This is a genomic window from Rosistilla ulvae, from assembly GCF_007741475.1.
GTDB lineage: Bacteria > Planctomycetota > Planctomycetia > Pirellulales > Pirellulaceae > Rosistilla > Rosistilla ulvae.
In genome coordinates, this window is sequence record NZ_CP036261.1 from 6,073,765 (window position 1) to 6,099,617 (window position 25,853).

The following is a 25,853-nucleotide window of genomic DNA, read 5'->3' on the forward strand; positions in this document are numbered from 1 at the left end:
AAGCAGAAAACGGAACTGTGGGATGCGCACGGTGCAAGCGGGGGGAAGGGTAGGCGGGATATGCACCTGCAGGGAGCAGGCACACTAAATGGGTGGGCTAGCAGTCTAGTCTCTTATTGTACCCGAGCGACTGGCGAATTCCAATCCGAAATTTGTCGGCCGAACTTCGCAGGGGTTGGGATTTGCGGCCGAAGGGGGTTGCGGTAACCTATCTAGCAGGCGAACTCGGATTGCCGAAAATTGCAGTTGGCGCAGAAGCGGTACAGGAGACAGATGGTATGCCGGTAGTCATTCATGATCAGGGTGAACGCCCTCTAGTCGTTCATTCGGAACTTCGCGGCCCCATTCGCCAGTTGAGTTTTTTGCGACGATCGTTGTTGTTTGCCGAGCTATCAATGCTCAGCTACAACGACGAGCGCGAGGCGCGGCAAGCCGCCAACGCTATCGGTTTTTCGATCGTCAAGTTTTTTGACAACGATGGGTCTCAAGCCTACCAATTTGCCAACGATTACGACTGCGTCATCGCTTCGCGGGGAACCGAACCACACGAATGGAACGACATCCAGGCCGATGCCAACGCCGCGACGGTCTTGGCCGAGACTGCCGGCCGCGTCCACCGAGGCTTTAAAAAAGAGGTCGATGACCTGTGGCCGATGCTTGAAACGGTGCTCAAGTCGAACGATCGCCCCCTGTGGTTCTGTGGGCATTCGCTGGGGGGGGCCATGGCGACGATCTGTGCAGGTCGCTGCTTCCTCTCCTACATCGCTAGTAATCCCGAAGAACTCTATACCTTCGGCAGCCCGCGCGTGGGGGACCGCCGGTACGTGAACTACGTCAAACTAACGCATTACCGCTGGGTCAATAACAATGATATCGTCACCCGCGTCCCTCCGACGTGGTTGGGGTATCGCCACCGGGGAAACGAGATCTATCTCGATTACCAAGGTCGCATCCGCAAGCTTGAAGGTTGGTGGCGAACCCAAGATCGTCTGCATGGTTTCCTGCGAGGCCTGCGAAAATTTAACATCGACCATTTCAGCGACCACAGCATCCACCGCTACATCGAAGCGATCTTGCACGCGATGTACGAAGAGGAGGGGATCAGCGAGCCACCCGAACCGGCAAAGCTCTCTCCACCAACCCCTCACCTAGCCGAAGGGCAATCGAACAGGGCGACGCAGCAGTAGCCAGCCCCTGTGGTGCAACGATTCTTCGATTCCTCCCGACCAATGCCTGCAAATTTAAAGCGGGCAATCTAGGTCGCGCCGCGCGAACAGCCAAGTGTTGCCGACGATCGCGATGATTCCAACCGTTCGGCTTGTGGCGGCCGATAACGTGGACTGACGCAAGTCGATCGAGTCACCGCAAGCGTTCTTTTCGCGTCGTGGTGGCGATGGCTTGCGATACACGCTCCACAACTCTGTTGGCAATCCATCGGGACAAAATCGAATGCGTCCATTGCGAGATCTACTGCTTGGCAAGTCGAAAAAATCAAAGCCAAACAAAAAGCGAGTCCGTCGTGGACTACGACTCGAATCGCTGGAAGGTCGCCAATTGATGGCTGCCGATTTCGGCGGTATCACCGGCACCGTCTACAACGACCAGACCAACGATGGATTGACCGCCGACGATGTCGCGCCCCCCACCGTCACATTGCACTTGTTTCGCGATGGCGGCAACGGCACATTCGATTCGGCCGCCGGCGTGGCCGGTGGCGACGATGTGTTAGTGGCAACGCAAACGACCGATGCCAATGGCGAATATGCCTTCAATCGTCTGGTCGAAGGCGACTATTTCGTCGAACAGATTTTACCCGCTGGTTTGATCGCTCAGCCGGGCTCGGACGTTTCCGCAATGACATCGATCAATACGGCGGAAGCATCGGGCGTCGACGCGGGCGTGCAGGTCGACGACTTTTCTGAAGGCAGCCAAAGCTTGCAAGCCGACGCGGTAACAACCAGCGTGGAAAGCTTCTTTTCATCGCCCGCCGGCAGCCAATCGATCCTTGGACGCGAACGCGACCTGATGTTGAACTACACGTCGGGACTGCGAGTGAACTTGGATGTCGACACCACCACTGGCGTCCTAACCTACAGTTCCGCTTCGGGTGCGGTCGGTGGCTACACGGTCGATTACGACGGCATCGATGGCTCTGCAACTCTCGACGCAACCGGGCTCGGTGGAGTCGATCTGACAAACAACGGCAGCGCCGATCAATTGATGTTGATGATGGGAGCCGATATCGCTGGAGTCCCAATCACCATCACGGTCTTTACCGACGCAGGAAACTATTCCACGTTTTCGACGATGGTTCCGGTCACCGCCGGTGGCATCGCATCGGATGAACTGCTGATTCCGATGACCGATTTCGATGCCAATCAGACCGGAACGGGAGCCGATTTCAACAACGTCGGTGCTATCCGCGTCGAGATCAGCGGAGCGGCGGCCTTCGACAGCCAGGTCTCCGTTGTGGGAACCCTTGGCCAAACCAACAAGACTGTCAACTTTGCCTTGTTCGATCCAATCACCCTCGGCAATCAGGTCTGGGAGGATCTGAACAACAACGGCCTCTTCGACTCGACCACCGAATCGGGCATCGAAAATGTTGCCGTGAATCTCTACGAAGATACCGATGGGAATGGCCAATTCACCGCGGGGACCGATACTTTCATCGATTCGACAACCACCGACGCTTCGGGAATCTATACGTTCACCAACTTGTTGCCGGGCGACTACATCGTCCAGCTCCCCGAATCGAACTTCGACACCGGTGGAGTGCTGAACAATTTTGTCTCCAGCACAGGCGTCGCCGATCCGAACAACGACATCGACAACGACGACAATGGTGTGATGCTGGCCGGGCAGGGAATTGTATCGGCCGCGATCACGCTGTTGGCCAATTCCGAACCGACCAACGACGGCGATACCAACAGCGACACCAACCTGTCGCTCGACTTCGGGGTCGTCTCGACACTCGACATTCAGGTCGTCAAATCGCTCAGCACCACAACGCCAACGGCCATTGCCGGCGATCAATTGACCTACGTTTTAACGATCCTCAACAACGGCCCGATCGACGGTACCGGCGTGACCGTCACCGACACCTTGCCGGCGTCGCTATCGATCGTCAGCATGACTTCGAGCCAAGGATCGGTCACGTCCAACGGCAATGCCCTCACCGCCGACTTGGGAAATTTGGCCAGCGGAGCGACGGCGACGATCACGGTCGTGACCACGTTGGCTGCCTCGGCGGCCGGAACGGTTTCCAACACCGCCAACGTGACATCGAACGAGACCGATTCGGATCCCACCAACAACCAATCGACGGTCGTGAATACCATCACGCAGGAGACCGACCTGTCGATCACCAAGACCGACGTCGGCGACCCGACATCGCCCGGTAACACGATCGATTACAATTTGACGGTCACCAACAACGGGCCCTCCAACGCAACCGGCGTCGTCGTGACCGACAACCTGCCGACCGGCGTAACCTTCGTCAGCGGTACCGGATCGCAGGGAACCGTCACGAACAACAACGGTGTGATCACGGCAAACGTGGGGAATCTCGCGTCGGGCAGCACCGCCACGGTAACGATTCGCGTCAGCGTGGCATCGGGCACGACCGGAACGATCTCCAACCAGGCGACCGTGACGGGCAACGAACCCGATCCGGTCACCACCAACAACAGTTCGTCGACCACCACGACGGTTCAACTGGCCAGCCTCAGTGGCTTCACCTATCTCGATGCCGACAACGACGGGGTTTTCGACGCTGGCGAAACGCCGCTCGAAGGAACCACGGTTCAATTGATCGGCACCGATCTGTTGGGAGCCGCGGTCAGCCTGACAACGGTCACCGATGCCACCGGCGCCTACACGTTCGACAACTTGAATCCAGGTACCTACCGCGTCGTCGAAACCCAACCTGCGGGCACCCGCGACGGCATCGATACCGCCGGCACCGGTGCGGACAACAACGGCACCGCGGGCAACGACACGATCGACGGAATCGTCTTGGGAACCGGCGACGCCGCGGTAAACTTCAACTTTGGCGAACAGCTGGAAATGTCCAAACGCCGCTTCCTCGCCTCGTTCGTCAACGGGCAATAGTCGGTTCGGAAGCGACCGGATTCAGCTAACGTGGGGATCGAACGAGCAACTCGACCCCACTGCCGGGAACGGAACTGAAGATGACGCGTCCGTTTTCGATCCGGACGCCGTCGGCGGCGTCTTCGGCCAGCAGCGTCGCTCCGTCGAGATCGGCATAATCCAACAACGGCAGCAGCTGAGCGGCGGCCGAGATCCCGACTGTCGATTCGATCATACAGCCGACCATCGTCTTCATCCCGAGCTGGCGGGCTTGTCGCAACATTCGACTGCCAGGTGTCAGCCCGCCGCACTTGCACAGCTTGATGTTGATGCCATGAAACAATCCTTGGCACTTCTGAACATCCTCCTCCGTTCGACAGCTCTCGTCGGCAATGATCGGCAGCCGGCTGTGCTCGAAGACCTCCAACTGTGCGGCCCGCGGCGCTTCGGCTGGTAACGGTTGCTCGATAAACTCAACTCCCAATTCCGCCAGCGCCAGAGAATTTGCGATCGTCTGTTCGGGCGTCCACGCGCAATTTGCATCGACGCGAATCACCGCTTCGGTCTCCCGACGCAAAGCGCGAACGATCTCCAGATCATGTGGTGTGCCAAGCTTAATCTTGTAGATCGGCCAGTCCGGTTGGTCACGATATTTCCGCACCATCTGATCGATCGAATCGATTCCCAACGTATAGCTGGAATAAATTTCGGCGGGCTCTGACAATCCCAACGTTTCCGTCGTCCGAACGCCATTCAGCTTGCCGTAGAGATCGTAGGCAGCGGCATCGACCGCCGAGAGCGCAAACGTGTCGTCGGGAATCACAACTTGGCAACGCCCAAACAGATCGCTCGGATGGACCGCGTCGCAACCGGCCAGCAGACCCTCGATCCGCTGCAGCGACGCCTCCAATGACTCATACGTATGCCCGTAATATTCATTGCAGGTGACCTCGCCGTAACCGGTGACCTCTCCGCGCGATAGGGCAACGATCAAAGACTGTTGATGACGCATTGTCCCGCGAGCGATCGTAAACGGATCCTTTAAGGGGAGTTCGATCCTGTGCGATTGCAGTTTCACGCTCCGCTCCTTTCTTGTAGTCGCAAAACAGCATCGACCAGCAGGCCAGGGCCGTCGCGGTAGACGTCGCAGACCGGCAAGCCCAATTGCTCCTGGACCTCGCGTTTCTCGATCTCCGCCTGCTCTGCCGTCAGATTCCGCCCGTTCATTGCAACGCCGATCACCTGCGCCGGCGAACGTGCGGAGGCTAACGCTTCGTATAATTCGCGATAGTGTTGCAGCGATTTCAATGCAACATGAGGCATCCCTTTGACATGCGGTCGGCCCGCTTCATAACAAAGAATCAGACCCTGCGGGGCGCATCCGTGCAGCAGGCCGAGAGTGACCGCGGAGAAGGCAGGATGCGTAATGCTTCCCTGTCCTTCGATCAAAAGGATGTCGTGTTCTTCGTTCTGTTGGACCAGGTTTTCGACGGCACCGTTGACAAAATCGGAGACGACACAATCGACCGGTACGCCATTGCCGACGACCATGATCCCGGTCTGACCGGTTGCGAGGAACTTTGCATTCCGCTGACGCTCCTTCAGCCCGCGTTCCAGTTCCAGCATCGTCACCATCTTGCCGACGCTGCAGTCGTGCCCGACGGCGTGGATTCGCAGGCATCCGTCGCGAAACGAGATCCCGCTGGCGGTCTTGCGATGCAGGTTCCGACGAACATCGATCAACCGGCTGCCGCTCTGCTGCGCCGCCTGCCAGAGGTCGTCGTCCTCTACCAAAAATTCATGCAGCCCCGAGATCACATCCAGACCGCGATCCACTCCTTCGCCGATCGTCGTCCGCAGCGACTGTGGCATCGCTCCTCCGGCGGGAGAAATCCCGATGAACATCGCGTCGGGCGATTCGACGTCGGCGATCGATGCGACGATCGGCGTCTCTCCGCCGACACCGTACACCTCCTGCGTTGTCTTGCCGCGATGAGCGGGATCGATCACCGCAACACAATGCTCTCCGCGGTACCGCAACAAACTGATCGTTGTCTTGCAGTTCGACAGCGGCGCGTCGGTCCCCACGGCGATCGCGATCCGTCGATATTGGAGGATCGAATCCAGCCCAGCCACCGCGGACCTGGAGGTTTCAAGAACAGTCGTATTCATGATGTCATCCTGTCGTTTTCAATTTGTTCTGACGTCACGGCAGACCTTGCCGATCACTGATCACACGCCTGACCGCGGCCGTGATCTCCACAGCATCGCCGCCTTTGGAACCGTGACGAACGGCAACAGTCTTGCGGTCTGACGGCGTCCATCCTACCCGCGGCGACTTGCACCACAATCCGAGAAAGCGCAAACTGATATCGAAAATGCGCACGGCGATTCTCTCTCCTTCCGGGACCTATCGATGCCCTCCCGCCACGCTCCCACGCCACCGCCAACGATCCCGCACAACAAACAGATCGCGTTGTTGATCGATCCCGATGACACCTGGGGACGCAGCGTAATCCAGGGAATCGCCTCGGCCGCGCGCAACGTGCTCCCTTGGAATCTGTGGATCGCCCCGCGCGACGATCAAGGGCGGTTGCGCGTACCGCGCAACTGGCGCGGCGATGGCATCATCGCCGCGATCCGCGACGACAAAACCGCCGAACACGTCGACTCGCTAAAGCTACCCACCGTGATTGTCTCTTCGTGGGAGAAGGGCCCGGTGGATTGGCATCGCGTGAACACCGACGATCGGAAGCGAGCCGAGATGGCGTTGGCCCACTTTCGCCAGCGTGGGCTGAGTCACTTTGCCTACTACGGTCCTCCCAGCCAAAGGTATTCGCCCAGTCGTGGCGAGCGGTTCCAAGAGGTCGTCGAGCAGGCGGGATTTTCGTGCGATACGTACCGCAGCCCATCGCGGCGGCGGGACAAGCAATCGCTGCAAGAGCGAACGCTGCATTGGCTGCACCAAGCGGCGCGTCCGCTGGCCGTTTTTGCTGCCGATCCCCATTCGGGAATCGTCCTCTCGGAAGTTTGCAACGCCGTCGGATTTCGCGTCCCCGAAGAGATCGCAATCCTCGTCGGCGATACCGACGACCTGTTGTGCGAGATCTCCGACCCGCCCCTTTCGAGCATCGTGCTGGCTAGCGAGCAGATCGGAATGACAAGCGTCGGCGTCCTGGAAAAGCTGCTGGAGGGAAAGCCGGTCTCGGCGAAGGCTCAGTTTATTCCTCCGCAGCGCGTGATCGAGCGGCAGTCGTCGGAGATGTTAGCGGTCGAGGACCCGTTGTTTGTCGACGCCCTCCGCTTCATCCGAGAACAAGCGCACACCGGGATCCAAGTTGGCGACGTGTTGCGCGTCGTCCCGATCTCGCGCCGCTCGTTGGAACAGCGGTTCAAGCAACTGCTCAACTGCACCCCAGCCGACGAGCTCCGCCGGATCAAGTTGGAACGCGTCAAACAGTTGCTGATCTCCACCGAAAACACCGTCGAACAGATCGCTGAGGGCTCCGGATTCTGTGGCCCCGCACAGCTCTGCTTCACGTTCAAGCGACACGTGGGGCTGACGCCGATCGCGTTTCGTTTGAGCAGTCGGCGCGGGATCGCTCCCTGACGGAAGTCACCCGCGCGGCCCTGCGACGGGCGAGTCGATCTACTTCGTCACCGGCACAAACTGCACCGAATCAGCGATCACATAACCGTTGGATCCCTGGGTGCCGATCTCGACGGTCGCAGAGCTACCGAAGTCAAAGGCACCGATCTTCGTGAACAGTCCGTCGATCTCAGGAGTCTTGCGTTGGTTGATCGAGTGCGTCGATTCACCTTCGGCGTGGACGACCTTCACGGGAACCATCGTCGAGCGATTGTTGTTTGCCGGATAAGAAACACGCACCTCGTAGCGGCCCGGTTTTAGTTCGGTTTCAAAACGGGCCAACCGCTCTCCCTGTTGCTCGTTCTGGTTGTGAACGTATCCGCTGTCGACAAACTTCTGGTTCGTCGCCGAATGGCTCCAACTGCCGACCAACTTGGCCGCGTTATCGTCAACCACGACGCCTGGCAACTTACGCGACGAAACCCGATGGGGATCGTCCATCAAAAGGACTTGCCCATCGTCGACCAAACGCTGTTGCAGCAATTGATACGGAACATCTTGGACTGCTTCGTTGCGTTCCAACGCGATCGATGCCGCCGTCGCCGCCGATTGGCCCAAGATCATGAAGACAGGTTCCATGCGAATCGAACCAAACGCGATGTGGCTGGACGAGACACAGACCGGGACCAACAGGTTTTCGCACTGCGATTTCTTGGGAACGATCGCGCCATAAGCGATCTCATAAGGACGCGGCAAATGGACGCCGATGTCCCCTTCGTTTTGCACCTGACCGTCGGCCGTAACGTACCGGCGGACGTTGTGCGAATCGAGCGTGTACGACCCCATCCCGACCGAATCGGGGGTCTCCTTGCGATCCAAACAATCGTGTTCGGTCATCACGTATTCGCCGATCATCCGACGCGCTTCACGAATATACAACTGATGTGGCCACCCGCCATTGTCCAGGAATTCATCCTTCGGCAGTCCCCACTTGGACATCGCCTCGCGAACATCCGCAGGGACCTTAGGGTCGTTGGCCATGAAATACATCAGCCCCTGTTGATAGACCCTATGCTCATCGATGATCTCTTGACGACGTTCGTAATCGGCATCGGGATAATCGTAGTTCATGCCGATGTTATCGGTGCTGAAGGGACCGTGGTTGTTGGTGTCGGTCTTATGATTCGGCATCGGATCGAACTTGCGAAACATCTCCCGCCAGCCGGAATCGAAGACGCGGACCAACAACTGATACCTCGCCCGGTCGTAACCCTCGGGCTTCGGAAACGGAATCCGATTCTCGGGCACGTCGGTCAAACACATGCGGAAACAATACGCCTGCACGCGATGATCCCCTTCGCCGCGAGTGCCTGGCGGTTCGTCGCTGATCCCCGGCAACAATTTGCCCCCGGTATCGCCCGCTTTGATATAGGGATCGATAGGTTCCTTGAACCAATGCGCATGATGCAACACGCCGACCTGATTGCCGTTCCAAGTCTCGTCGTACACCGAATTCGCTTCGCGGCCGACGTGGTAGTCGACGCCGGCGGCGGCCATCAAATCGCCTTCGTAAGTCACGTCGACAAACATCTTGCCGTGAAAAACATCGCCAGCGAGGGTCCGAATCGATTTGATCCGCCCCTCTTTTTTGACCACACCGCCATCGCGATCGAGCCATTGATCGCGGTAGACGGGAATCTTCTCTTCCGCGACCCAGTTGTCGTAGATCTGTTCCGCCACATGCGGCTCGAAGACCCACATCCGCGCCTCATCCCCATCGCCGCCAAGCCCGCTCTGATTGCGATTGCCAAACTTCGACTGCTCTTCCCAATTCCAAGCCTCAGGATTTTGGTAGTGCTTCCAAACGCGATGATAAAACTCGCCGCTCAATCCACCGATCGCGGCTTTGTTTCCCGAATCGGTCCACCCCAGCCCGCCTGCGGTCAGCCCGCCGAGGTGCTTGTCGGGACTGACGATCACCACCGAACGCCCCATCTGTTTGGCTTGAACCGCCGTGGTCACCGCGGCGCTGGTGCCGCCATAGATCACGATGTCGTGATGGTATTCTTTGGCAAAGGCGTGGGAAAATGAGAGGCTTAGCAGCGCAGCGGTTGTGCAGAATAGGGACTTGATTTGCATGAGGGGGAGGATCTGCAAAAGGCGTTAAGAAAGCGGATGCAACGGCGGGCAATGAAACGCACGGACGAGAGACATTCTGGTCGCTCCGCTGCCAACAAGCAAGCTTTGCAGCGAAACGGTCCATAGGACAGAATTTACCAAACACCTCTGAAGCGGCTGGATGCATCGGAGAAGTTCGACCGGTCGCTTTGGTGCAATGATCGTAGCATCAATCGGGGTCGCCACACCGCTTCGAGAATGATTCCGCAGAGCGAAAAGAACGATGAATCAGTGGCTGCGGGATGGGCCCGAACTCGATACTCGACCAAAATCCACGTGCCTTGCGATGGCGACGAAACGTTGCTCGGAATCGCGGCGACTGACGGTTAACGTCATCAGTCGACGGACCTTGAGAATCTCATCGCAAACTGTGAACCGAGGCTTCATCGCGACGACAGTCGCCTGAGGTGATAACAGGAGACAAGCGATACGGCAGTAACGCGATCCGCCAGCTATTCGGCGACCGTCAGATCGATCCGGTCATCGGATCAAAGACTTAAGAATCACGCGATGCGAACTTTGATCGCAATACTTACCGCCGACGCAAGAGTTACGAACGACCGATCGGCTGGCTCAAAACATCTCGCCGAGTGGCCACGCGATAAGACAAACTTGCCTGTCCCTACCTTCGTTTTCGTTCAACTCGCCGCCAGGCGGCGAGTGCTCAAACTGCTTTAGAAGAAAACAGAGCCTAGAGTTTTTCGGCCATTTCCTGAGCTTTTGCCTTAATGGCTGCCGCGTCCGAGAGGGCGCTTAACTGCTCAAAATCGGCCAACAGCTCTTGAGTCTTCTCTGGTGGATAGTTCTCGCCAAGTCCCTCCAGCTCCCCTAGGAGCTGGGCCTTCTGATCGGAGAGCTTGCCCGTGGCCGCAATTTTTTCCAAAGTAACCTTCGCGTCGAGCGGGGGCTGCTGGACCGCCTGTCCCGTTTCGCGAACCTCGCCACAGCCAATGACCGCAGTCAAGAACAGCATCACACATACGAACCGCACTACCGACGTCATACTTTATCCCTCTGGAAAGAAAACCCGTTAAGCTTGAATTGGTGAACTACGATGCTCACGGAACCGAGACGACTTCCCCGCCGTTCCTGCTACCCAAGCCGTGGTAGACTTGCAGATCAGTGGTTTCGGCGATCATACGCACCGATGCATCCGCCAAGGCGAAGTTAACGCCGCCGGGGTGACGACTGCGGGCTGGATAAACGCCTTGGCTACTGCCGACCGCAGAATTCACCGTGCAAGCGGGGTACTTCCAGTTTGGCGGCGCAAGGGTGTTAAAGACGGTGTACGTGAAAATGCCCCGGTTGTAGCGCATGCCCGAGATGCTGCGGTGCGAGAGAGAACCAGAACTGCCACCGGCATCGCAGGCCGCCCCGGCGGTTTCAACCTGGGACTGCGTAATCGGTCCTTGCTGTGTCGAGTCGTTAATCCCGCTCCACGCCAGGCCAGCTACGGTATCCGTCTCGGCGCGATAGGTCCCATCGTCATAGTCGCCGGTCAAATGCTCTCCGAGCATGATCGTATTCGAGGTGCCATCGATAATGTGCGCCATATTCGTTGCCGCAGATGCCTGGAAGACGCCATTGTGCCGAGACGTAGAAACGTCCCACCCAAGGTTGGAACCCGCCGAGACCGGATAGTTACAGTTGCCTTTATAACTATCACTCGGGAAAGGCATATCCGAGGGGCAGACAAAGGCGGTGTTGCGAAAGACTCTAACCTCGTTATCCCCACCAGGTGAAGCATAGAAATCGTTCGAATTCTCCTTAATCGTGTCGTAAAGCGCTGTTTGCTCGATGAAAGGAAGGAGCTTGATTTGTACGGAATAATTGTAATCGCTATTGGTGGTACGCGAACCTGGGATTTGAGCGTAGCGAGGGAAGGTCAGATAGGTATCGTGGTAATTATGCAAGGCCAATGCAAGCTGTTTCAAGTTGTTCGTGCATTGCATACGGCGAGCTGCCTCGCGCGCCGCTTGAACCGCCGGCAGCAATAATCCAACCAGAATACCAATGATCGCGATAACGACGAGCAACTCGACAAGCGTAAAGCCCTTTCGAGAAGAACCTGGAAACCTTTTAGAACATTTCATACCGATTTACTTTCCCAGAAAATGTACTGATAGCAGCTGGGACAGGCTCAGCTGCTAACTATTTAGTTATTACTTCTATCGAGTCTTCAAAAGACTCTGCCGTCCTTACATCTAATTGTCCGACATCTTACCGTAGTGCATTTCGCAGGGATTGTCAACCATTTAGGGTGGATAATACGCCCAGGAGAACCGACAAAACCACTCTTATGGCAGCAAAAAAGGCTTTCTACGAAGAACGACTGCCTACCGACATCTTTCTTCCTTTGGGAGGGGGTGTACGGCTGCCATAGCAACCTTGCCTCAGGGCTACGTCGAGGGCAGACATTGTGATGGGTGGGCGTTGAGGTGAGGCTGCTCAATCTTTGCAGCGTCTTGACGCCATTGCGTCGACTCCCTGTACCGACGTTCCGCTTGCCGGATGAGGTTCTAAACACTGTCGACGCTTGGCAGACCAAACCGCGGTCCCAATTCACGTAGTGTGGTCGGTGAGCATCGCCAGCAAGGCCAAAGCTGCCGCTGCGAATCCTATTACCTACCCCCTAGCCTCATAACAGTGGACCAGAGATTGGCCCCAGCGTGCGGATACACAAGACAGACAAACCGCTAACGCGTGCCGCCTGATACGTCCAACTGAACCTCACGAAACGGCTCGGGGCCACGCCGATTTCTTCTCGTGTCAGCCACGTCAAATGCTATTGGGTCGCGGCGCGAAAGACATCCATCAAGTTGCCCGGCTTCGATTTTACCGCTGGAAGCGCGACCGGCTTGCTGGTGGCGGGTGCACTCGGTACCGGCTGGGTGAAGACAGCGTGAGCGGGCCCGCCGGGGGCGATCGGTGGAGCCATCGAATACGGTGCCCCAGGTGGAATCGTGGTTGCCGTCGACGCAAAAGCTGTTGCCGGCACGACGCGGCTCTCGGGATATTCAGGCCGTTGATTGGCGGGCGCCGCGAGATTTGGAGAACAGCACTCACAATGGTTCAACGCGACGGTCGCCTGCTCGCGAACCGCAGGTACCAGCTCTCCCGGGTTTCCGTCGACGTCGGTCCCCGCGATACAGACCTGCAGCGCTTTGATCAGTGGCGGCGTGCAGACCGGTAGCGTTGCGATCGTCTTGGCCGCTTCCAATCGAACGCAGACCGAAGAGTCGGCGCGGAGCGCGGAGATCAGCGTCGCTTCGGCTTCCGGATAATAACGGACATCGAGTCCCTGCAGTTGAGCGACGGCAGCCTGCCGCTGCGGAGCTTGCATTTCAACCGCCTTGACCTGCGCGGCGGTTCCCTCGGGACCGGGCTGTTCCTGTTCACCGGGCAGCGGCATCTTTTCGCCGGGAATCATCCCACCGGTGAGCGCACTCAGCGGCCTCAGCAATCCGTCCAACAACTGGCAGACAGGTGAAGCTCGCAGATGGGCGCAGACGCCGCGGCGAGCCGACGCCATCGACTCGATCATCGTCGGCTTCGGCGGATAGGACTGGACCACCAAGCCGGAAAGGCTGATCGGCTCCGGTTCGGCTGAAGCTGGCAAAGTTTGCTGGGCGGAGACCGATGCCTCAGGCAACCCCAATGCGAAGGAAAGCATCAGCGTGGCGGCGGTTCGAAGGGCCAGTCGCATCCCAATCCCCAAAACGGAAACAAGTTCAAAGCAGGAGGTGCATTGATAGCGGCAAACACCGCCGATCGCACCCGATGGAAGCACTGTTAACGATTCCGACGACGACGCGTCAAGGTCGCTCACAAACTGGAAAATAGAGGCCGATCGGCCTTGAGTTGCTGCCCCGATCTAACCTACAACCCCCCCGCCAGATCGAGCGATCGAGCACACTGGTCGCTGACCGTCGAGGTCAATGAAACGCTCGTGGGTTGCTAACCGAAGACATATAAACCGGATGCCGTCATCGTCACTCTGCCGATCCACGATCCTGCCGCTGATGTGGTTGTTGGGGATCGTTGCAGTCGGACAAGAACCGCTGATCCTACAGCAACCTAGCGGCGCCGGCGCGGCGGGGACTCCGCAATTGCTCCCCTCGCCAAGCACTACGCTGCAACAGCCCGAATACCCCGCCGGCACGGTCGGCGAACCGATCGTGTTGTCCGACCAACCCCTGACCGACATCGGATACTGTGACTCGGGATACTGCGGTTCCTGCAGCGACGACGGCTCGTGCGTCTCCTGCGGCACCAACAACTCACACAACGACACATTCAGCGGACGACTGTACTCCGCCTTCTCGGCGGCACTGTGCGATGGCGATCCGTGTTACATGCCCGAATGGCACCTGTTGGAATCCGCTTCGTTCTGGGTCGATTCGGCTCGTACGCAGAACCGTACACGCGTCCGCTGGGATTATGGCATCGACACGATCCTGCCCGATCGCAGCGAATATTTCATGGCCAAGATCGGTGGCAAAGGCCCCGCGCCGCAAACCGGATCGGCGGGCATCAACCGACTCGACTACCACGAGATGAGTCTATATGCCGAGACCGCGCGGGGAAAGTTTTCGATGTTCACGGTCACGCCCTATCGATCGCTGTACATGGAACAGGCCGGGCACGGCGCGGGATTTGGCGACATCCAAATCGGCACCAAAAGCATGCTGCACGACACGCGGATGCTGCAAGTGACGCTACAAACGACGACGTCGATCCCTACCGGGCGAGCAAGAAATGGAGTCGGCACGGGGCACGTATCGCTGGAACCGGCGCTGCTGATGGGCCTGGCGTTAACCGATCGCGACTTCCTGCAGGCGCAGGCCGCCGAATGGATCCCACTGGGCGGCGACTCCCAGTACGCCGGGGCTCTGCTGCGGTGGGGCGTCGCGTGGAACCGGATCGTCTGGCAGCGCGACGCAAAAAACATGATGACCGCCAACTTCGACTTCGTCGGCTGGTCGTTCCAAGACGGTGCCTACACCGATCCGATCCTCGGCACCCAATCGTCGAGCAATGAAACCTACCTCTACGTTGGCCCCGGCACACGGTTCCTGTTCTGCGGGAAGTTTGAATTCGGCATCGGCGGACTTTACGCGCTGTCGGAACAACACTTCGCCGAACACCTGATGCGAACCGAACTGACGATGCGATACTAACGCTTCGTCGGGCTATGTTCCACGCAGCGGTTCGGGAACAGTCGTCTTCGCGATGAAGGCCGCCAAGCGAAGCAAAGGGCTAGATAAAGTCTTCGCGTTTGGGACGGCCAGCGAGCAGCCGACGCAGCGCGGTCCGCAGCTCCAAAACCTTCAACGGCATCGACAACAAGACGCGATGCGGCCCCATCTTGGCCTGGCGAATCAAGTTCTGTTGCGATTGATCGGCTAACAGAACCGCAGGGATATCCGCGGTATGTTCCTCGCTTGCGAACCGATTAAACGCTTCCAACGCCAACGATCCCAATTCCGAAGCGGAGAAGATCACGCAATCCGCGGGCGGATCATCGCCGGGAACAAACCGCCCCAAAGCGCGAACGGGATCGGAGATCACAAGCACGCGGTAGCCACGTTTTTTCAACCGATCGCGGACGACATCTTGAAGCGACGCCTTCGATTCGACCAGCATCACAAACCGACCTTCGCCTTCGTTGGTTGGCATTTCGCCCGACGCAACCTTCGCCGCGACGGCGGGACCTCCCTCGCGGATCTGCTTCATCCGCACCAACGCCTGCTTCCCTTCCAACTGCAGCGCCGCTGCGCTTTGCAGTCGTTTTTCAGGATCGAACTCCAACGCCTTGGCGACGACTTGGATCGCTGGCACCGGAAGCGTGGGATCGATCTGTCCGATCGGTTTAATATCTTGGAACCGCCCGACATTTAGGCGTTTCATCCGCTCCCGAGTCTCGGTCAACGGCGGTTCGCCACAGAGCATCGTGTACAACATCGCCCCGGCGAAAAAGACGTCGCTGCGAGGATCGTCCTTGCGGACGTTGGTGCCGCGTTCCAGAGCGGCATAATCGATCGCCCGCGCGTTGGGACAATCGGCGACCTTTTCCGGGTTCTCGCGGTCGGCCAACGCCGCCAACCCAAAATCGACAAGCTTGGCTCTACCCTCCGAAGAGACGAGAACGTTCGACAATTTCAAGTCGCGATGCGAAATCCCCAGCGAAGCCGCATACGACAGCCCCGATGCGATATCGACCAACAACTTCATCGCGATCTCGGGCTGCAGCTTGCCGCGGATCCGGACCAGATCGCGAAGCGTCTCCCCCTCGACAAACTCCATCACCATGAAGGGGTTCTTCACGTTGGGATCGACTTCGTAGATCGAAACGATGTTGGGGTGACGCAAACGCAGCCCCATCCTTCCCTCGCGAAGAAACTGCTCCATCTGAGCCACTTCGTCGCGGTACCGCTTCCGCAGCACCTTCAAGGCCACAACCTGATTCGTCTCGCAATGGGTGGCGCGATAGACGCGGGCAAACGTTCCCGCACCGATCAGATACAGCACCTTATATTTGCCGTAGAAGTAGCCCGACCGCTCCCCTTTGCGGAGCTTGTCGAGTTGCAAGTTGGTCAGCAACCCCTTGCCGTGCAAGATCTTGATGAAGTCATGGATCGTCGATTCACCGGTCCCGACCTCCGAACGCGCCGCCTCTACTTCGGCCATCGGCGCCAGCCCGAGGTCGACGATTCGTGATGCGAGTTGTTCCGGGGTGAATTCAATCATTTTCGTGTCGCGTCGCATTCCTGCGATTTGGGAATCTCATCAATCCTGCCAGGGAGCCGACCGAACGCGTGCGGCGTTGGGTTCTCGAACGTTGTCGGTACGACCTATTCGTGGTCGCCGTTGTTTGTCCCTTCGATCTGGTCTCGCAGCGTGTCGCGTTCGCGACGAGTCGCTTCCAAATCGAAGACCAAATATTTCATATCCAACCGCAATTGAGCCAACGCTTCTTGGACCAAGTTCAAGATCCGACGACGACGCGAACTGCACTCGACGACGCGAAGCAGCGATGGAGCAAGCGTTTCACGATGCTCTTGGGGCAGAGTATCGAACGCTTGGATCAGCTCTTGAATCTCGATCGGGGTGTCTTCGCTGGTCTGTGGTGCGGTAAATGCCATCGGCTAGAACTCCAGTAAAAAGAAAAGGTTGTCGTGTGAGTGCAAATTGTGGTAGAGCAGTCTCAGTGCCAAACTTTGGCCAGCACCGTGTTTCGATCCGCAACTCCTTTGCAGACAACTCTTTACAGCGAATCAGCTTCCGAGAGGGGGCGCTGCCTGGGTTGCAAAAACGCAACACGCCAGACTGCCTTTTTTAACGCAAGCCGTTGTTTTCAAACGACTTACGACATTGAACCCACGCGTCCCCATGGCGATGCCTTAAATCAACAGATGAAGCGACAGCCCCACCCGATTGGCATCCGCAGGCCAAGTGCTTCCCGCACTTCCGCTGATAACCATCTTCCGCAACGGGAGCAGGGTGGTCAACATTTAGTCTGGGTAACCTTAGCGATTGCGGTAATTTCTCCGCTGTTTTTCCCAAAATATTCTCGCGCCCAGATCCAGGACTCATTCGATGGCGGAGCGCCGGTTTGGCAGCTCGACCGCGAGGACTGTGGGGCACAGATCATCACCCATCAACGGATCTCTTCGGGAGGCCGCGATGCCGGACCGTGCGAATCGATCTCGTTGCAAACCGGCCCCGGCACGCGAGCGGAATTCATCTACCGGATCGTGCCGACCGAGGTCATCGACGAACTGGTGGGATCGCTCTGGTTCTGGGCTCAACGACCGGGAGCTCGGATGTCGCTGCGCGTCCGCTTTCCCTTTGCCCTCGACCCGCGAACCGGCCAACCGGCGATCGCGCGAATCGGAAACGCGACCTACTCCCAACCGGGACAATGGCAACAGCTCTCGCTGACCAACGCCCAACAACAACTGGTCGTTCAACAGGCGGTGCTACGCAACGCGTTGGGCCGCGAAGTCGATCTGCGACAGCCCTACATCGACGCGGTCACGATCAACGCGTACGCCGGCCCCGGCACCGAAAACATCCGCATCGACGATCTCCGCATCGATCGCGCGTTGCCCGTCCAATTGAACCGTCTGGAAAACCGCAGCTCTCCAACCGACGCGACCGACGTCGCAACGCGAGCCGCGTTCCCCGTTGGCGTCGTCAAACGGTTCCTCGAATACAACGGGGAAGCGCTCCCCTGGCTGAAGGCCAACGGATTTACCGGCATCTTGATGCAACACGTTCCCGATGCGGCGATCTTGCGCGAAGCGAATCAAGCGGGGATCGAGATCATCGCCCCCTACGCCACCGTGGAACGCAAGGACCTCACGAATCTGTTGGCCCCCGTGATCGCTTGGAATCTGGGGGACGCGCTTTTGGAAAAAGATGTCCCGCGAAGTGTCGATATCGCAGGTCGTTTGCGACGTCTGCCCGGCGTGTTGCGTCGCGAATTGGTCGCGTTCCCGATCGAATCGCATCGCCAATATCGTTCGGTCAGCGATTGTTTGGCAATCGATCTGCCGCCGCCGGTCCGTGGGCTGAAGCCAGCGGAGGAATCGGCGTGGCAAGCCGAAGCGATCCGCAGCACCGGACACGCCCCACGATTCTTGACCGCAATCGCCAGTGGGCCCAGTCGAGCGTTGCGCGAACAGATCGACGGCCTGGCCCGTTGCACCGACACCACGCCGATCGACGATTACGGCTGGCACGCGACTTGGCTGCAGACGATGCGTGCGTTGGAAACGTCGCCATGTGGAATCGTCTTTCGATCCAGCGGTGCATTGGACAGCGGCCGCGCCGAAGATTTCCAACGCGCCAGCGTGCTGCGGTTGATCAATCGATTCATCACCCTGACCCAGACGATCGTATCGACCGGAGCAGCGACCACCGAACTGAAATGTTACGACGCCGACTATCGGGCGCGTCATATCCGCAACGGCAATCTCGGCTTGATCATCGCCACGTCGACCAGCAGCGTCGGCACCATGCCTCACGCCGGCAACGGTAAGGTCTTGCGAATCGCAATCCCTCCAGCGCTCCGCGGCCAACAGATCTTTCGGTTCAGCGGGATGCAGTTGGAACGGATGAAGCTCGACGCGACGCCCGGCGGATCGACCGTCGACGTCGTCGCTCCCGATTTTGTAGAGCTGTTTATCGTCTCGAACGACCCGGCAGCGACCGCCCGCTTCGATCGCGGGCTGCATCAAACGTCCAGCCAAATCGGCTTCGATCGCTGGCAATTGGTTCGCGAATCGCTGAAACGAACCACCCGCGACTGGGATTCGATGCGGCAACTCGGGCTCTCGACGCCCACCGATTCGGCCTACACCATTTTGCAGCAAGCCAATCGAGCCCTCGATGAATCGGCGCGGGTCCACCAATCGGGCGACGTTGCATCGGCCTACCGCCTGCTCCGTCGCGCCGACGCCTGGGACGTCCAAGCGACCAGCCAATTGATCGACGCGTTGGCTTTTGATCAAGACCGGATCGTCAGCCACCCCGCACTACACGCCCCAAATTCGGCAGGCCTATATGTCGGCATGTTACCGCGATTCGATAAGGGGAACTGGAAACAGGACCCAACAGTTTTGAACCCGTTCGAAAATCCACAGCTCTGGGAACGCTCGGGCTGGACTCACGATCGTCGCCGCGAAGATCTGGCTCGATCGGACGTCCAAATCGTGGAACAGGCAGGCAACGCATTGACAGCGCTCTCGCTGTCGACGCAAAGTCTCAGCGGCCAACCGCTGCCGGGCGGGTATGCCGGCACGATGTTGCGCGGCCGCAGCCAATCGATTCGCTGCCAGCAAGGCGATTGCCTGCGAATCGACGCCCGGATTCGAATCCGCAGCGCGGGGCCGATGCGGCCGCACCGCGGCGCCCTGATCTACGATTCGTATGCCGGTTCGGAACTCGGCCTATTCGTCCGCCCCGACAACAAATGGCACAACATTCGACTCTACCGGGTCGCGACGAACAACCAACCGCTGCAAACAACTTTCGAATTGATCGGCGAAGGCGAACTGCAGTTGGAACAGTTCTCCGTCTCCAAGTGGGTACCCAAATCGGCCCCCCTGCCGATTCGTCCGTTGATCGGCACCCGCCCCGACGCGATCATCAATGAACCGGTTCGCTAACCGGCTCGCCTTTACATCGTCGGTACGCTCTCTGCCCCCAGCACCGGTGTCGGCACATCCGCTAGACAAAGCAGAACCGTTGCGATCGCGCAACTCGGTTCAAGCGTCACGGACAACCTAATTCCGGCATCTTTTCAGAACGTCTGCAGCGCACGCCGATAACCCATGTGTAAGGCGAATTCAAACAATGCTTTTGCTCTACGGCTTTCCATCACGCGACCTCCCAATCCGCGACGGAACGGCCTTTGTTTCCTCCCAATTGTGCAGAAGGCAATCCCATGGTCGAAGAACTAGTGGCTGTTGATCCAGGTCTTGAAGATATCAAAGCGGCGCGTTCACGAACGACGACACGGGTCAAAGATCCCGCCGTTCAATCGCCCCTGGAAACCTATCTTCGCGAGATCAATGAGACCGCACTGCTGTCGGCTGAAGAAGAACAGCAACTCGCCGGCGGGATCGCTCAAGGCGACGTGATGGCCCGCGACCGAATGGTCCGTGCCAACCTGCGATTGGTCGTCAACATCGCTCGCGGCTACACCGGCAAAGGCCTCGGATTGCAAGATCTGATCGAAGAGGGAAACCTGGGGCTGTTGCGAGCTGTCGAAGGTTTCGACCCCGCCGTCGGAACGCGGTTCAGCACCTACGCCAGCTATTGGATCAAACAATCGATCAAACGCGCTCTGATCAACAGCGCCAAGACGATTCGGATCCCCGCCTACATGGTTGAATTGCTCAGCAAATGGCGTCGGGCAACGGCGCGGCTGACCGAAGAACTCGGCCGCACCCCGACCAACGAAGAGGTCGCTCGCGTGCTGGGCCTTCCGAAGAAGAAGCTGCCGATCATCAAAAAAGCGATCCGCATCAACAACAGCACGCCGCAGAGCGATCAATCCGAATCGGGATGGTCGCTGGGCGAGATGGTGATGGATGAGAAGCAGAAGAGCCCCGACGACGCGATGCAAGATGACGACATCATGCACCATGCGATGCAGATGCTCGGCCGCCTGGAATCGCGTGAAGCGACCGTGATCAAGATGCGATTTGGACTCGACGGCAGCGAACCCCACACGCTGAAAGAAATCGGTGCCGAACTGGGACTGACCCGCGAACGCGTCCGTCAAATCGAAACCGAAGCGCTCAACCGCATGGCCGATGCCCTCAAAGACCCCAAAGAACGTATCGGCCTGGCATAAGTAGAACGCGCCCGAAGCCCCACTTGGATCAAGCGCGTAAAGGATCCGAAAGAACGCATCGGACTGGCATAACGACGCACGCGCTCGATGCCCCGTTTGGACCAAGCGAGAAAAGGCTCCGATAGAGCGCATCGAGTTGGCACAATCCGAGCGCGATCGATACTTACGCCTTCACGATAAAGTTCCGCAGGAAATCATGGCTCTGCCGCAGGGCAGCTTTCCGCGATTCCAACGTCCCTTCGTACGCTCGATCTTCGACCTCCACGCAGACCGGGCCGGCATAACCACTGTCCCCCAAGACCGACAGAAAACGCCCCCAATCGATCTCGCCAAGCCCCGGCAGTTTGGGACAGTGGTATTCCAGCGGATTGGCCATGATGCCAACTTGGTTCAAGCGATGCCGATCGACGCGGACATCCTTGGCGTGCGCGTGGAAGATCCGATCGGCAAAGTCCCACACCGGTTGGATGTGATCGATCTGTTGCCAGACCAAGTGCGAGGGATCGAAGTTCAAACCGAAGTGATCGCTCGGGATCGCATCGAACATCCGTCGCCAGATCGCCGGCGTCGTCGCTAGGTTCTTGCCGCCCGGCCATTCGTCGTCGGTGAAGAACATCGGACAGTTTTCGATCCCGATCCGCACCCCGTGCTGTTCAGCCGCCGCGATGATCGGTCGCCAGGTTTCCAAGAACCGCGGCCAGTTGGCGTCGACCGATTTGGTCCAGTCGCGGCCGACGAAGGTGTTCAATTGCGGGATGCTCAACTGCTGGCAAGCTTTGATGAGCGCGTGCAGATGTTCGACCGCTGCCGCCGCTTCGTCCAGATCGCCAGCCAACGGATTCGGATAATAACCGAGTCCCGAGATCGCTACGCCATGCTTTTGCGTGAGGGCCCCGATCGCGTCGACCTCCGCCGGCCCCAGCGCCGCGGTATCGATATGCGTGATCCCGGCATACCGCCGCTCCGCCTTCCCCTGCGGCCAACACATCACCTCGACACAGTCGTAACCGATCTCCGCGGCAACGGCCAACACTTCGTCCAAGGACAACTCGGGCAAAATCGCACTCACAAAACCTAATTGCAACACAGCGGTCAAACTCCTTCAAATCGGTTCTAGCGGTGACAGATGCCCGCGGCGATGCGGCTGCGGCGACCGCGTCGGCTGCCAGCCGGAAGACACAGGTTCCCGAGGCATCTGCGGATCCCCGAGCGGGACGCAGCGAAAACGCTGGATTATACGGGCTGATTCGCGCTGTCGGAACCATCGACGGGGCATCGGATCGGGGCCCGCACCATTGCCCAATACAGCCTCGCCCGGTAGATTCGCTGCATATCTTCAATTAAAGCATTTACTTAAATTGAGATCGCCAGGTTAAGTCTCCTTCCCCCATATAAAAAACATTCCATACGCTGATGTCTACGACCAACTCCGAAACAAACTCCGCGGATCCTTACTTTCAGTCGCTGTTTGCCGAACGGATTGGTGGCAGCGGCTACGGCAAAGGGACGGCGATCTACAAATTCGAAAAGATCAAGCGCGCCAAGCGGAAAGCGTTGGCCGATTTCCCCGATCGCCAGCTGATCGATTTCGGCATCGGTGAAAACGATGGCGTCGCCGACGCGAAGGTCCGCGAGCGGATGGCGGTCGAGATCAACCAGCCCGAAAATCGCGGCTACGCCGACAACGGCATCGGCGATTTCCAGCAGGCTGTCGCTCGGTTCATGCAGCGGAACTTCAACGTCACGCTCGACCCCGCGACCGAAATCAACCACTGCATCGGCAGCAAGACCGCGCTGTCGATGTTGCCCGCCTGCTTCATCAACCCCGGCGACATCACGCTGATGACCGCACCGGGATATCCCGTCGCGGGAACTCACACGACCTATTATGGCGGCACCGTCCATAAGCTTCCGCTGTTGGCCGAAAACAACTTCCTGCCCGATCTCGATTCGATCACCGACGAGATCTGGGAACGCGTCAAGATCCTGGTCCTGAACTACCCGAACAGCCCGACCGGCCGCTTGTGCCCGCCGGAGTTCTTCGAGAAGGTCGTCAAGCTGGCCAAGGAGAAGAAGTTCATCGTCGTGCAAGACGCGGCGCACATCATGTTGACCTTCGATGGACGGCCGACAAGTTTCCTGGAGACTCCCGGCGCGAAGGATGTCGGCGTCGAAGTCCATTCGCTCAGCAAAGGCTTCGACATGATCGGCTGGCGTTTGGGCTGGGTCTGCGGCAACCCAACTCTGGTCCGCGCCTTCTCCGACGTCAAAGACAACTGCGACAGCGGACAATTCATCGCGATCCAAAAGGCAGCGGTGACAGCGCTCGACGACGAATCGATCCCGCAACGCGTGAACGCCAAGTATCGTCGTCGCCTGGAAAAGTTGGTCACGATGCTGAACGAATGCGGATTCGATTGCCAGATGCCCGGCGGCAGCTACTTCCTGTATACGAAAGCCCCCGTGGCATCGGCCGACGGCGGCAGCTTCGATTCGGGCGAAGCGGCCAGCCAATATCTGATCACGCAGCACTCGATGGTCACCGTTCCCTGGGACGACGCCGGACCTTACATCCGTTTCAGCGTCACCTACGAAGCGGCTGACGAAGCGGCCGAAGATGCGTTGATGGCTGAATCGAAGAAGCGTCTGATGTCGGCCGGCCTGACCTTCTAAGCAGCAAGCAAGGAGTTTTCTAGTTTAACCGCGCGGGCATCGCCCCGCGTTTTGAGGGCCGCGCAGCCCGATGGGCTCGCGGTTAAACGAAAAAAATACAATGCGATCTGCTTAGGTTCAGCCGCCAAGCATCCCGTAGCGGAAGTCGACGCGACTTTCACCTCCGCTACGCCCAAAACTTAAAAACTTGAAGAGAGCTACGATGGCAGATCCTTCGCCAACCGTCGGCGTGATCATGGGCAGCAAGTCCGATTGGGAAACGATGCGGCACGCCGACGCGATGTTGTCCGCGCTGCTGATCCCACACGAATGCAAAGTCGTTTCGGCCCACCGGACTCCGCAACGGATGTTCGAATACGCCCAAACGGCAGCCGATCGCGGGATCCAAGTGATCATCGCCGGTGCCGGCGGGGCGGCGCATCTGCCCGGCATGGTCGCTTCCGAAACGCTGCTGCCCGTGCTGGGCGTGCCGGTTCAGAGCCGCGCGTTGCAGGGACTCGATTCGCTGCTTTCGATCGTTCAGATGCCCGGCGGCGTTCCCGTCGGGACGCTTTCGATCGGGACTTCGGGAGCGAAAAACGCAGCCTTGATGGCGGCCCGGATCTTGTCGCTGACCGATCCCGCACTGCAACAACGGCTCGCCGATTTCGTCGCGCAACAAACCGCAGACGTCCTTGAGGACGCGGAGATCGAAAACGCAGATCTCGAGGATCTCCAACGATGAACCCAACAGCGATCGTCCCACCGGGATCGACCATCGGCGTCTTTGGCAGCGGACAATTGGGCCGCATGTTTACGATGGTCGCTAAACAGATGGGCTATCGCGTGGTGATCTATTCGCCCGACGCCGATTCGCCCGCCGGACAAGTTGCCGACCGCGAGATCGTCGCCCAATACGACGACCAATCGGCTGTCGAAGACTTTGCTCGCCAGTGCGATGTGATCACGCTGGAATTCGAAAACATCCCCGTCGAAACCGTCGGCTGGGCCGGAGCGATCACGCCGGTCCATCCCGATGCCCGCGTCCTGCACGTGGCTCAAGACCGGATCATCGAGAAGCAAACGCTGGCCGACGCCGGACTGCCGGTCACTCCCTTCCGCCCCGTCTTTAATGCCGACGATGTCCGCCGCGCGGCTGATGAACTGGGCTACCCGATCGTTCTAAAAACCGCCCGCAGCGGTTACGACGGCAAGGGACAGCGGATCCTTCGCGATCCCGAATCGATCGAACCGGCGCTAGCCGAACTCGGGTCGGACCGCCTGGTCGCCGAAAAGATGATCGACTTTCAGCGCGAAGTCTCGATCCTCGTCTACCGCAGCCGCAACGGCAGCGTCGGGACGTACCCGCTGATCGAAAACCACCACGCCAACCACATCCTCGATTATTCGATCTGCCCCGCCGCCGGCAGCGACACGCTCCGCGACGCCGCGCGACAGATCGCCCTGACGACCGCCAAGTCGTTGGATCTCGTCGGCCTGTTGTGCATCGAACTGTTCGTCCAATCGGATGACCGCTTGCTGATCAACGAACTCGCGCCGCGGCCTCACAACTCCGGCCACCTCACGATCGAAGCGTTCCCCTGCTGTCAGTACCAACAACTGCTGCGAGCGATCTGCGGATTGCCATTGGGAACCGAACCGCAAACGCGTCCCGCCGCGATGGCAAACCTACTGGGAGACGTCTGGGACGGCGGAGCTCCCGCGTTCGAGAACGCCTTGGCGGTCGAAGCGGTCCAGCTGCATCTGTACGGCAAGCAAACCGCTGCTCCAGGTCGCAAGATGGGCCACCTGACCGCGACGGCCGATTCGATCGAAGCCGCCCTCGCGAATGTGCTTGCGGCACGCGACCAGCTGAAACGCTAACGCAATCTTCACCGACAGCTGCCCATAACTTCACAAATCTTTTCCCCCCACGTTTTAGGATGGCATCTGACCATCCCAAGACGTTGTGAA

General features: G+C 58.7%; 18 protein-coding genes. 9 read left to right on the forward strand and 9 right to left on the reverse strand.

Translation table 11 applies throughout. The features are described from left to right. Nucleotides 1-278 precede the first annotated feature (278 nt). Nucleotides 279-1,187, forward strand: coding sequence for a lipase family protein (locus EC9_RS21525; protein WP_145348135.1), 909 nt, complete (start codon nt 279-281; stop codon nt 1,185-1,187). Nucleotides 1,188-1,449: 262 nt separating this feature from the next. Beyond that, nucleotides 1,450-4,113 (forward strand): DUF11 domain-containing protein, encoded by a 2,664-nt coding sequence (locus EC9_RS21530; protein WP_145348136.1) that lies wholly within the window; start codon nt 1,450-1,452, stop codon nt 4,111-4,113. Nucleotides 4,114-4,138: 25 nt separating this feature from the next. Here the strand turns inward: EC9_RS21530 and EC9_RS21535 are convergent, their stop codons facing one another. Further along, nucleotides 4,139-5,170 carry a dipeptide epimerase gene (locus EC9_RS21535; protein ID WP_145348137.1) on the reverse strand — a complete coding sequence of 344 codons (1,032 nt, stop codon included), beginning with the start codon at nt 5,168-5,170 and terminating at the stop codon, nt 4,139-4,141. Continuing rightward, complete coding sequence (locus EC9_RS21540; RefSeq protein WP_145348138.1) at nt 5,167-6,264, reverse strand: DUF1611 domain-containing protein; 1,098 nt, start codon at nt 6,262-6,264, stop codon at nt 5,167-5,169. The genes EC9_RS21535 and EC9_RS21540 overlap by 4 nt, the downstream gene beginning before the upstream one ends. A 244-nt stretch (nt 6,265-6,508) precedes the next feature. Here EC9_RS21540 and EC9_RS21545 point away from each other — a divergent pair, with 244 nt between their 5' ends. Further along, on the forward strand, nt 6,509-7,702 hold the full coding sequence (locus EC9_RS21545) for an AraC family transcriptional regulator (protein ID WP_145348139.1): 1,194 nt from the start codon (nt 6,509-6,511) through the stop codon (nt 7,700-7,702). 39 nt (nt 7,703-7,741) lie between these two features. Here the strand turns inward: EC9_RS21545 and EC9_RS21550 are convergent, their stop codons facing one another. The 4 genes from EC9_RS21550 to EC9_RS21565 form a co-directional block, all read right to left on the reverse strand. Next, on the reverse strand, nt 7,742-9,820 hold the full coding sequence (locus EC9_RS21550) for an FAD-dependent oxidoreductase (protein WP_145348140.1): 2,079 nt from the start codon (nt 9,818-9,820) through the stop codon (nt 7,742-7,744). 730 nt (nt 9,821-10,550) lie between these two features. After that, nucleotides 10,551-10,862 (reverse strand): hypothetical protein, encoded by a 312-nt coding sequence (locus EC9_RS21555; protein WP_145348141.1) that lies wholly within the window; start codon nt 10,860-10,862, stop codon nt 10,551-10,553. 55 nt (nt 10,863-10,917) lie between these two features. Next, a complete protein-coding gene (locus EC9_RS21560) occupies nt 10,918-11,952 on the reverse strand; it encodes a DUF1559 domain-containing protein (RefSeq protein ID WP_145348142.1) in 1,035 nt (344 codons plus the stop codon). A 692-nt stretch (nt 11,953-12,644) separates the two neighbouring features. Beyond that, nucleotides 12,645-13,688, reverse strand: a complete 1,044-nt coding sequence (locus EC9_RS21565) for a hypothetical protein (RefSeq protein ID WP_218934336.1) — start codon at nt 13,686-13,688, stop codon at nt 12,645-12,647. Between the two features lie 151 nt (nt 13,689-13,839). Here EC9_RS21565 and EC9_RS21570 point away from each other — a divergent pair, with 151 nt between their 5' ends. Continuing rightward, entirely contained in the window at nt 13,840-15,039 is a 1,200-nt protein-coding gene (locus EC9_RS21570; RefSeq protein ID WP_145348144.1) for a hypothetical protein, read from the forward strand. 79 nt (nt 15,040-15,118) lie between these two features. On the opposite strand, the gene EC9_RS21575 is transcribed toward EC9_RS21570, so the two are convergent. Both EC9_RS21575 and EC9_RS21580 read right to left on the reverse strand, forming a co-directional pair. After that, nucleotides 15,119-16,609, reverse strand: a complete 1,491-nt coding sequence (locus tag EC9_RS21575; protein WP_145348145.1) for a serine/threonine-protein kinase — start codon at nt 16,607-16,609, stop codon at nt 15,119-15,121. 104 nt (nt 16,610-16,713) lie between these two features. Next, nucleotides 16,714-17,004 carry a transcriptional regulator gene (locus tag EC9_RS21580; RefSeq protein WP_145123119.1) on the reverse strand — a complete coding sequence of 97 codons (291 nt, stop codon included), beginning with the start codon at nt 17,002-17,004 and terminating at the stop codon, nt 16,714-16,716. A 270-nt stretch (nt 17,005-17,274) separates the two neighbouring features. Here EC9_RS21580 and EC9_RS21585 point away from each other — a divergent pair, with 270 nt between their 5' ends. Next, the gene (locus EC9_RS21585; protein ID WP_145348146.1) at nt 17,275-20,034 is read left to right on the forward strand and encodes a hypothetical protein; all 2,760 of its coding nucleotides are present in this window, start codon (nt 17,275-17,277) and stop codon (nt 20,032-20,034) included. A 278-nt stretch (nt 20,035-20,312) separates the two neighbouring features. Beyond that, on the forward strand, nt 20,313-21,227 hold the full coding sequence (locus tag EC9_RS21590; protein WP_145348147.1) for a sigma-70 family RNA polymerase sigma factor: 915 nt from the start codon (nt 20,313-20,315) through the stop codon (nt 21,225-21,227). A 163-nt stretch (nt 21,228-21,390) separates the two neighbouring features. On the opposite strand, the gene EC9_RS21595 is transcribed toward EC9_RS21590, so the two are convergent. Next, nucleotides 21,391-22,314 (reverse strand): sugar phosphate isomerase/epimerase family protein, encoded by a 924-nt coding sequence (locus EC9_RS21595; protein WP_246105817.1) that lies wholly within the window; start codon nt 22,312-22,314, stop codon nt 21,391-21,393. 326 nt (nt 22,315-22,640) lie between these two features. Between EC9_RS21595 and EC9_RS21600 the strand changes: the two genes are divergently transcribed. The 3 genes from EC9_RS21600 (at nt 22,641) to EC9_RS21610 (ending at nt 25,763) form a co-directional block, all read left to right on the forward strand. Beyond that, nucleotides 22,641-23,900, forward strand: coding sequence for an LL-diaminopimelate aminotransferase (locus EC9_RS21600; protein ID WP_145348148.1), 1,260 nt, complete (start codon nt 22,641-22,643; stop codon nt 23,898-23,900). A gap of 202 nt (nt 23,901-24,102) precedes the next feature. After that, complete coding sequence (gene purE, locus EC9_RS21605) at nt 24,103-24,624, forward strand: 5-(carboxyamino)imidazole ribonucleotide mutase (RefSeq protein ID WP_145348149.1); 522 nt, start codon at nt 24,103-24,105, stop codon at nt 24,622-24,624. Continuing rightward, nucleotides 24,621-25,763, forward strand: coding sequence for a 5-(carboxyamino)imidazole ribonucleotide synthase (locus tag EC9_RS21610; protein ID WP_145348150.1), 1,143 nt, complete (start codon nt 24,621-24,623; stop codon nt 25,761-25,763). The genes purE and EC9_RS21610 overlap by 4 nt, the downstream gene beginning before the upstream one ends. Nucleotides 25,764-25,853: the final 90 nt, after the last annotated feature.

Excerpts from the sequence above, each read along its gene's own strand:
- EC9_RS21530 (WP_145348136.1), top strand. The coding sequence starts at position 1,450 with ATGCGTCCATTGCGAGATCTACTGCTTGGCAAGTCGAAAAAATCAAAG.
- EC9_RS21550 (WP_145348140.1), bottom strand. The coding sequence starts at position 9,820 with ATGCAAATCAAGTCCCTATTCTGCACAACCGCTGCGCTGCTAAGCCTC.
- EC9_RS21545 (WP_145348139.1), top strand. The coding sequence starts at position 6,509 with ATGCCCTCCCGCCACGCTCCCACGCCACCGCCAACGATCCCGCACAAC.
- EC9_RS21555 (WP_145348141.1), bottom strand. The coding sequence starts at position 10,862 with ATGACGTCGGTAGTGCGGTTCGTATGTGTGATGCTGTTCTTGACTGCG.
- EC9_RS21600 (WP_145348148.1), top strand. The coding sequence starts at position 22,641 with ATGTCTACGACCAACTCCGAAACAAACTCCGCGGATCCTTACTTTCAG.
- EC9_RS21525 (WP_145348135.1), top strand. The coding sequence starts at position 279 with ATGCCGGTAGTCATTCATGATCAGGGTGAACGCCCTCTAGTCGTTCAT.
- EC9_RS21575 (WP_145348145.1), bottom strand. The coding sequence starts at position 16,609 with ATGATTGAATTCACCCCGGAACAACTCGCATCACGAATCGTCGACCTC.
- EC9_RS21585 (WP_145348146.1), top strand. The coding sequence starts at position 17,275 with ATGAAGCGACAGCCCCACCCGATTGGCATCCGCAGGCCAAGTGCTTCC.
- EC9_RS21540 (WP_145348138.1), bottom strand. The coding sequence starts at position 6,264 with ATGAATACGACTGTTCTTGAAACCTCCAGGTCCGCGGTGGCTGGGCTG.
- EC9_RS21570 (WP_145348144.1), top strand. The coding sequence starts at position 13,840 with ATGCCGTCATCGTCACTCTGCCGATCCACGATCCTGCCGCTGATGTGG.
- purE (WP_145348149.1), top strand. The coding sequence starts at position 24,103 with ATGGCAGATCCTTCGCCAACCGTCGGCGTGATCATGGGCAGCAAGTCC.
- EC9_RS21610 (WP_145348150.1), top strand. The coding sequence starts at position 24,621 with ATGAACCCAACAGCGATCGTCCCACCGGGATCGACCATCGGCGTCTTT.
- EC9_RS21580 (WP_145123119.1), bottom strand. The coding sequence starts at position 17,004 with ATGGCATTTACCGCACCACAGACCAGCGAAGACACCCCGATCGAGATT.
- EC9_RS21560 (WP_145348142.1), bottom strand. The coding sequence starts at position 11,952 with ATGAAATGTTCTAAAAGGTTTCCAGGTTCTTCTCGAAAGGGCTTTACG.
- EC9_RS21590 (WP_145348147.1), top strand. The coding sequence starts at position 20,313 with ATGGTCGAAGAACTAGTGGCTGTTGATCCAGGTCTTGAAGATATCAAA.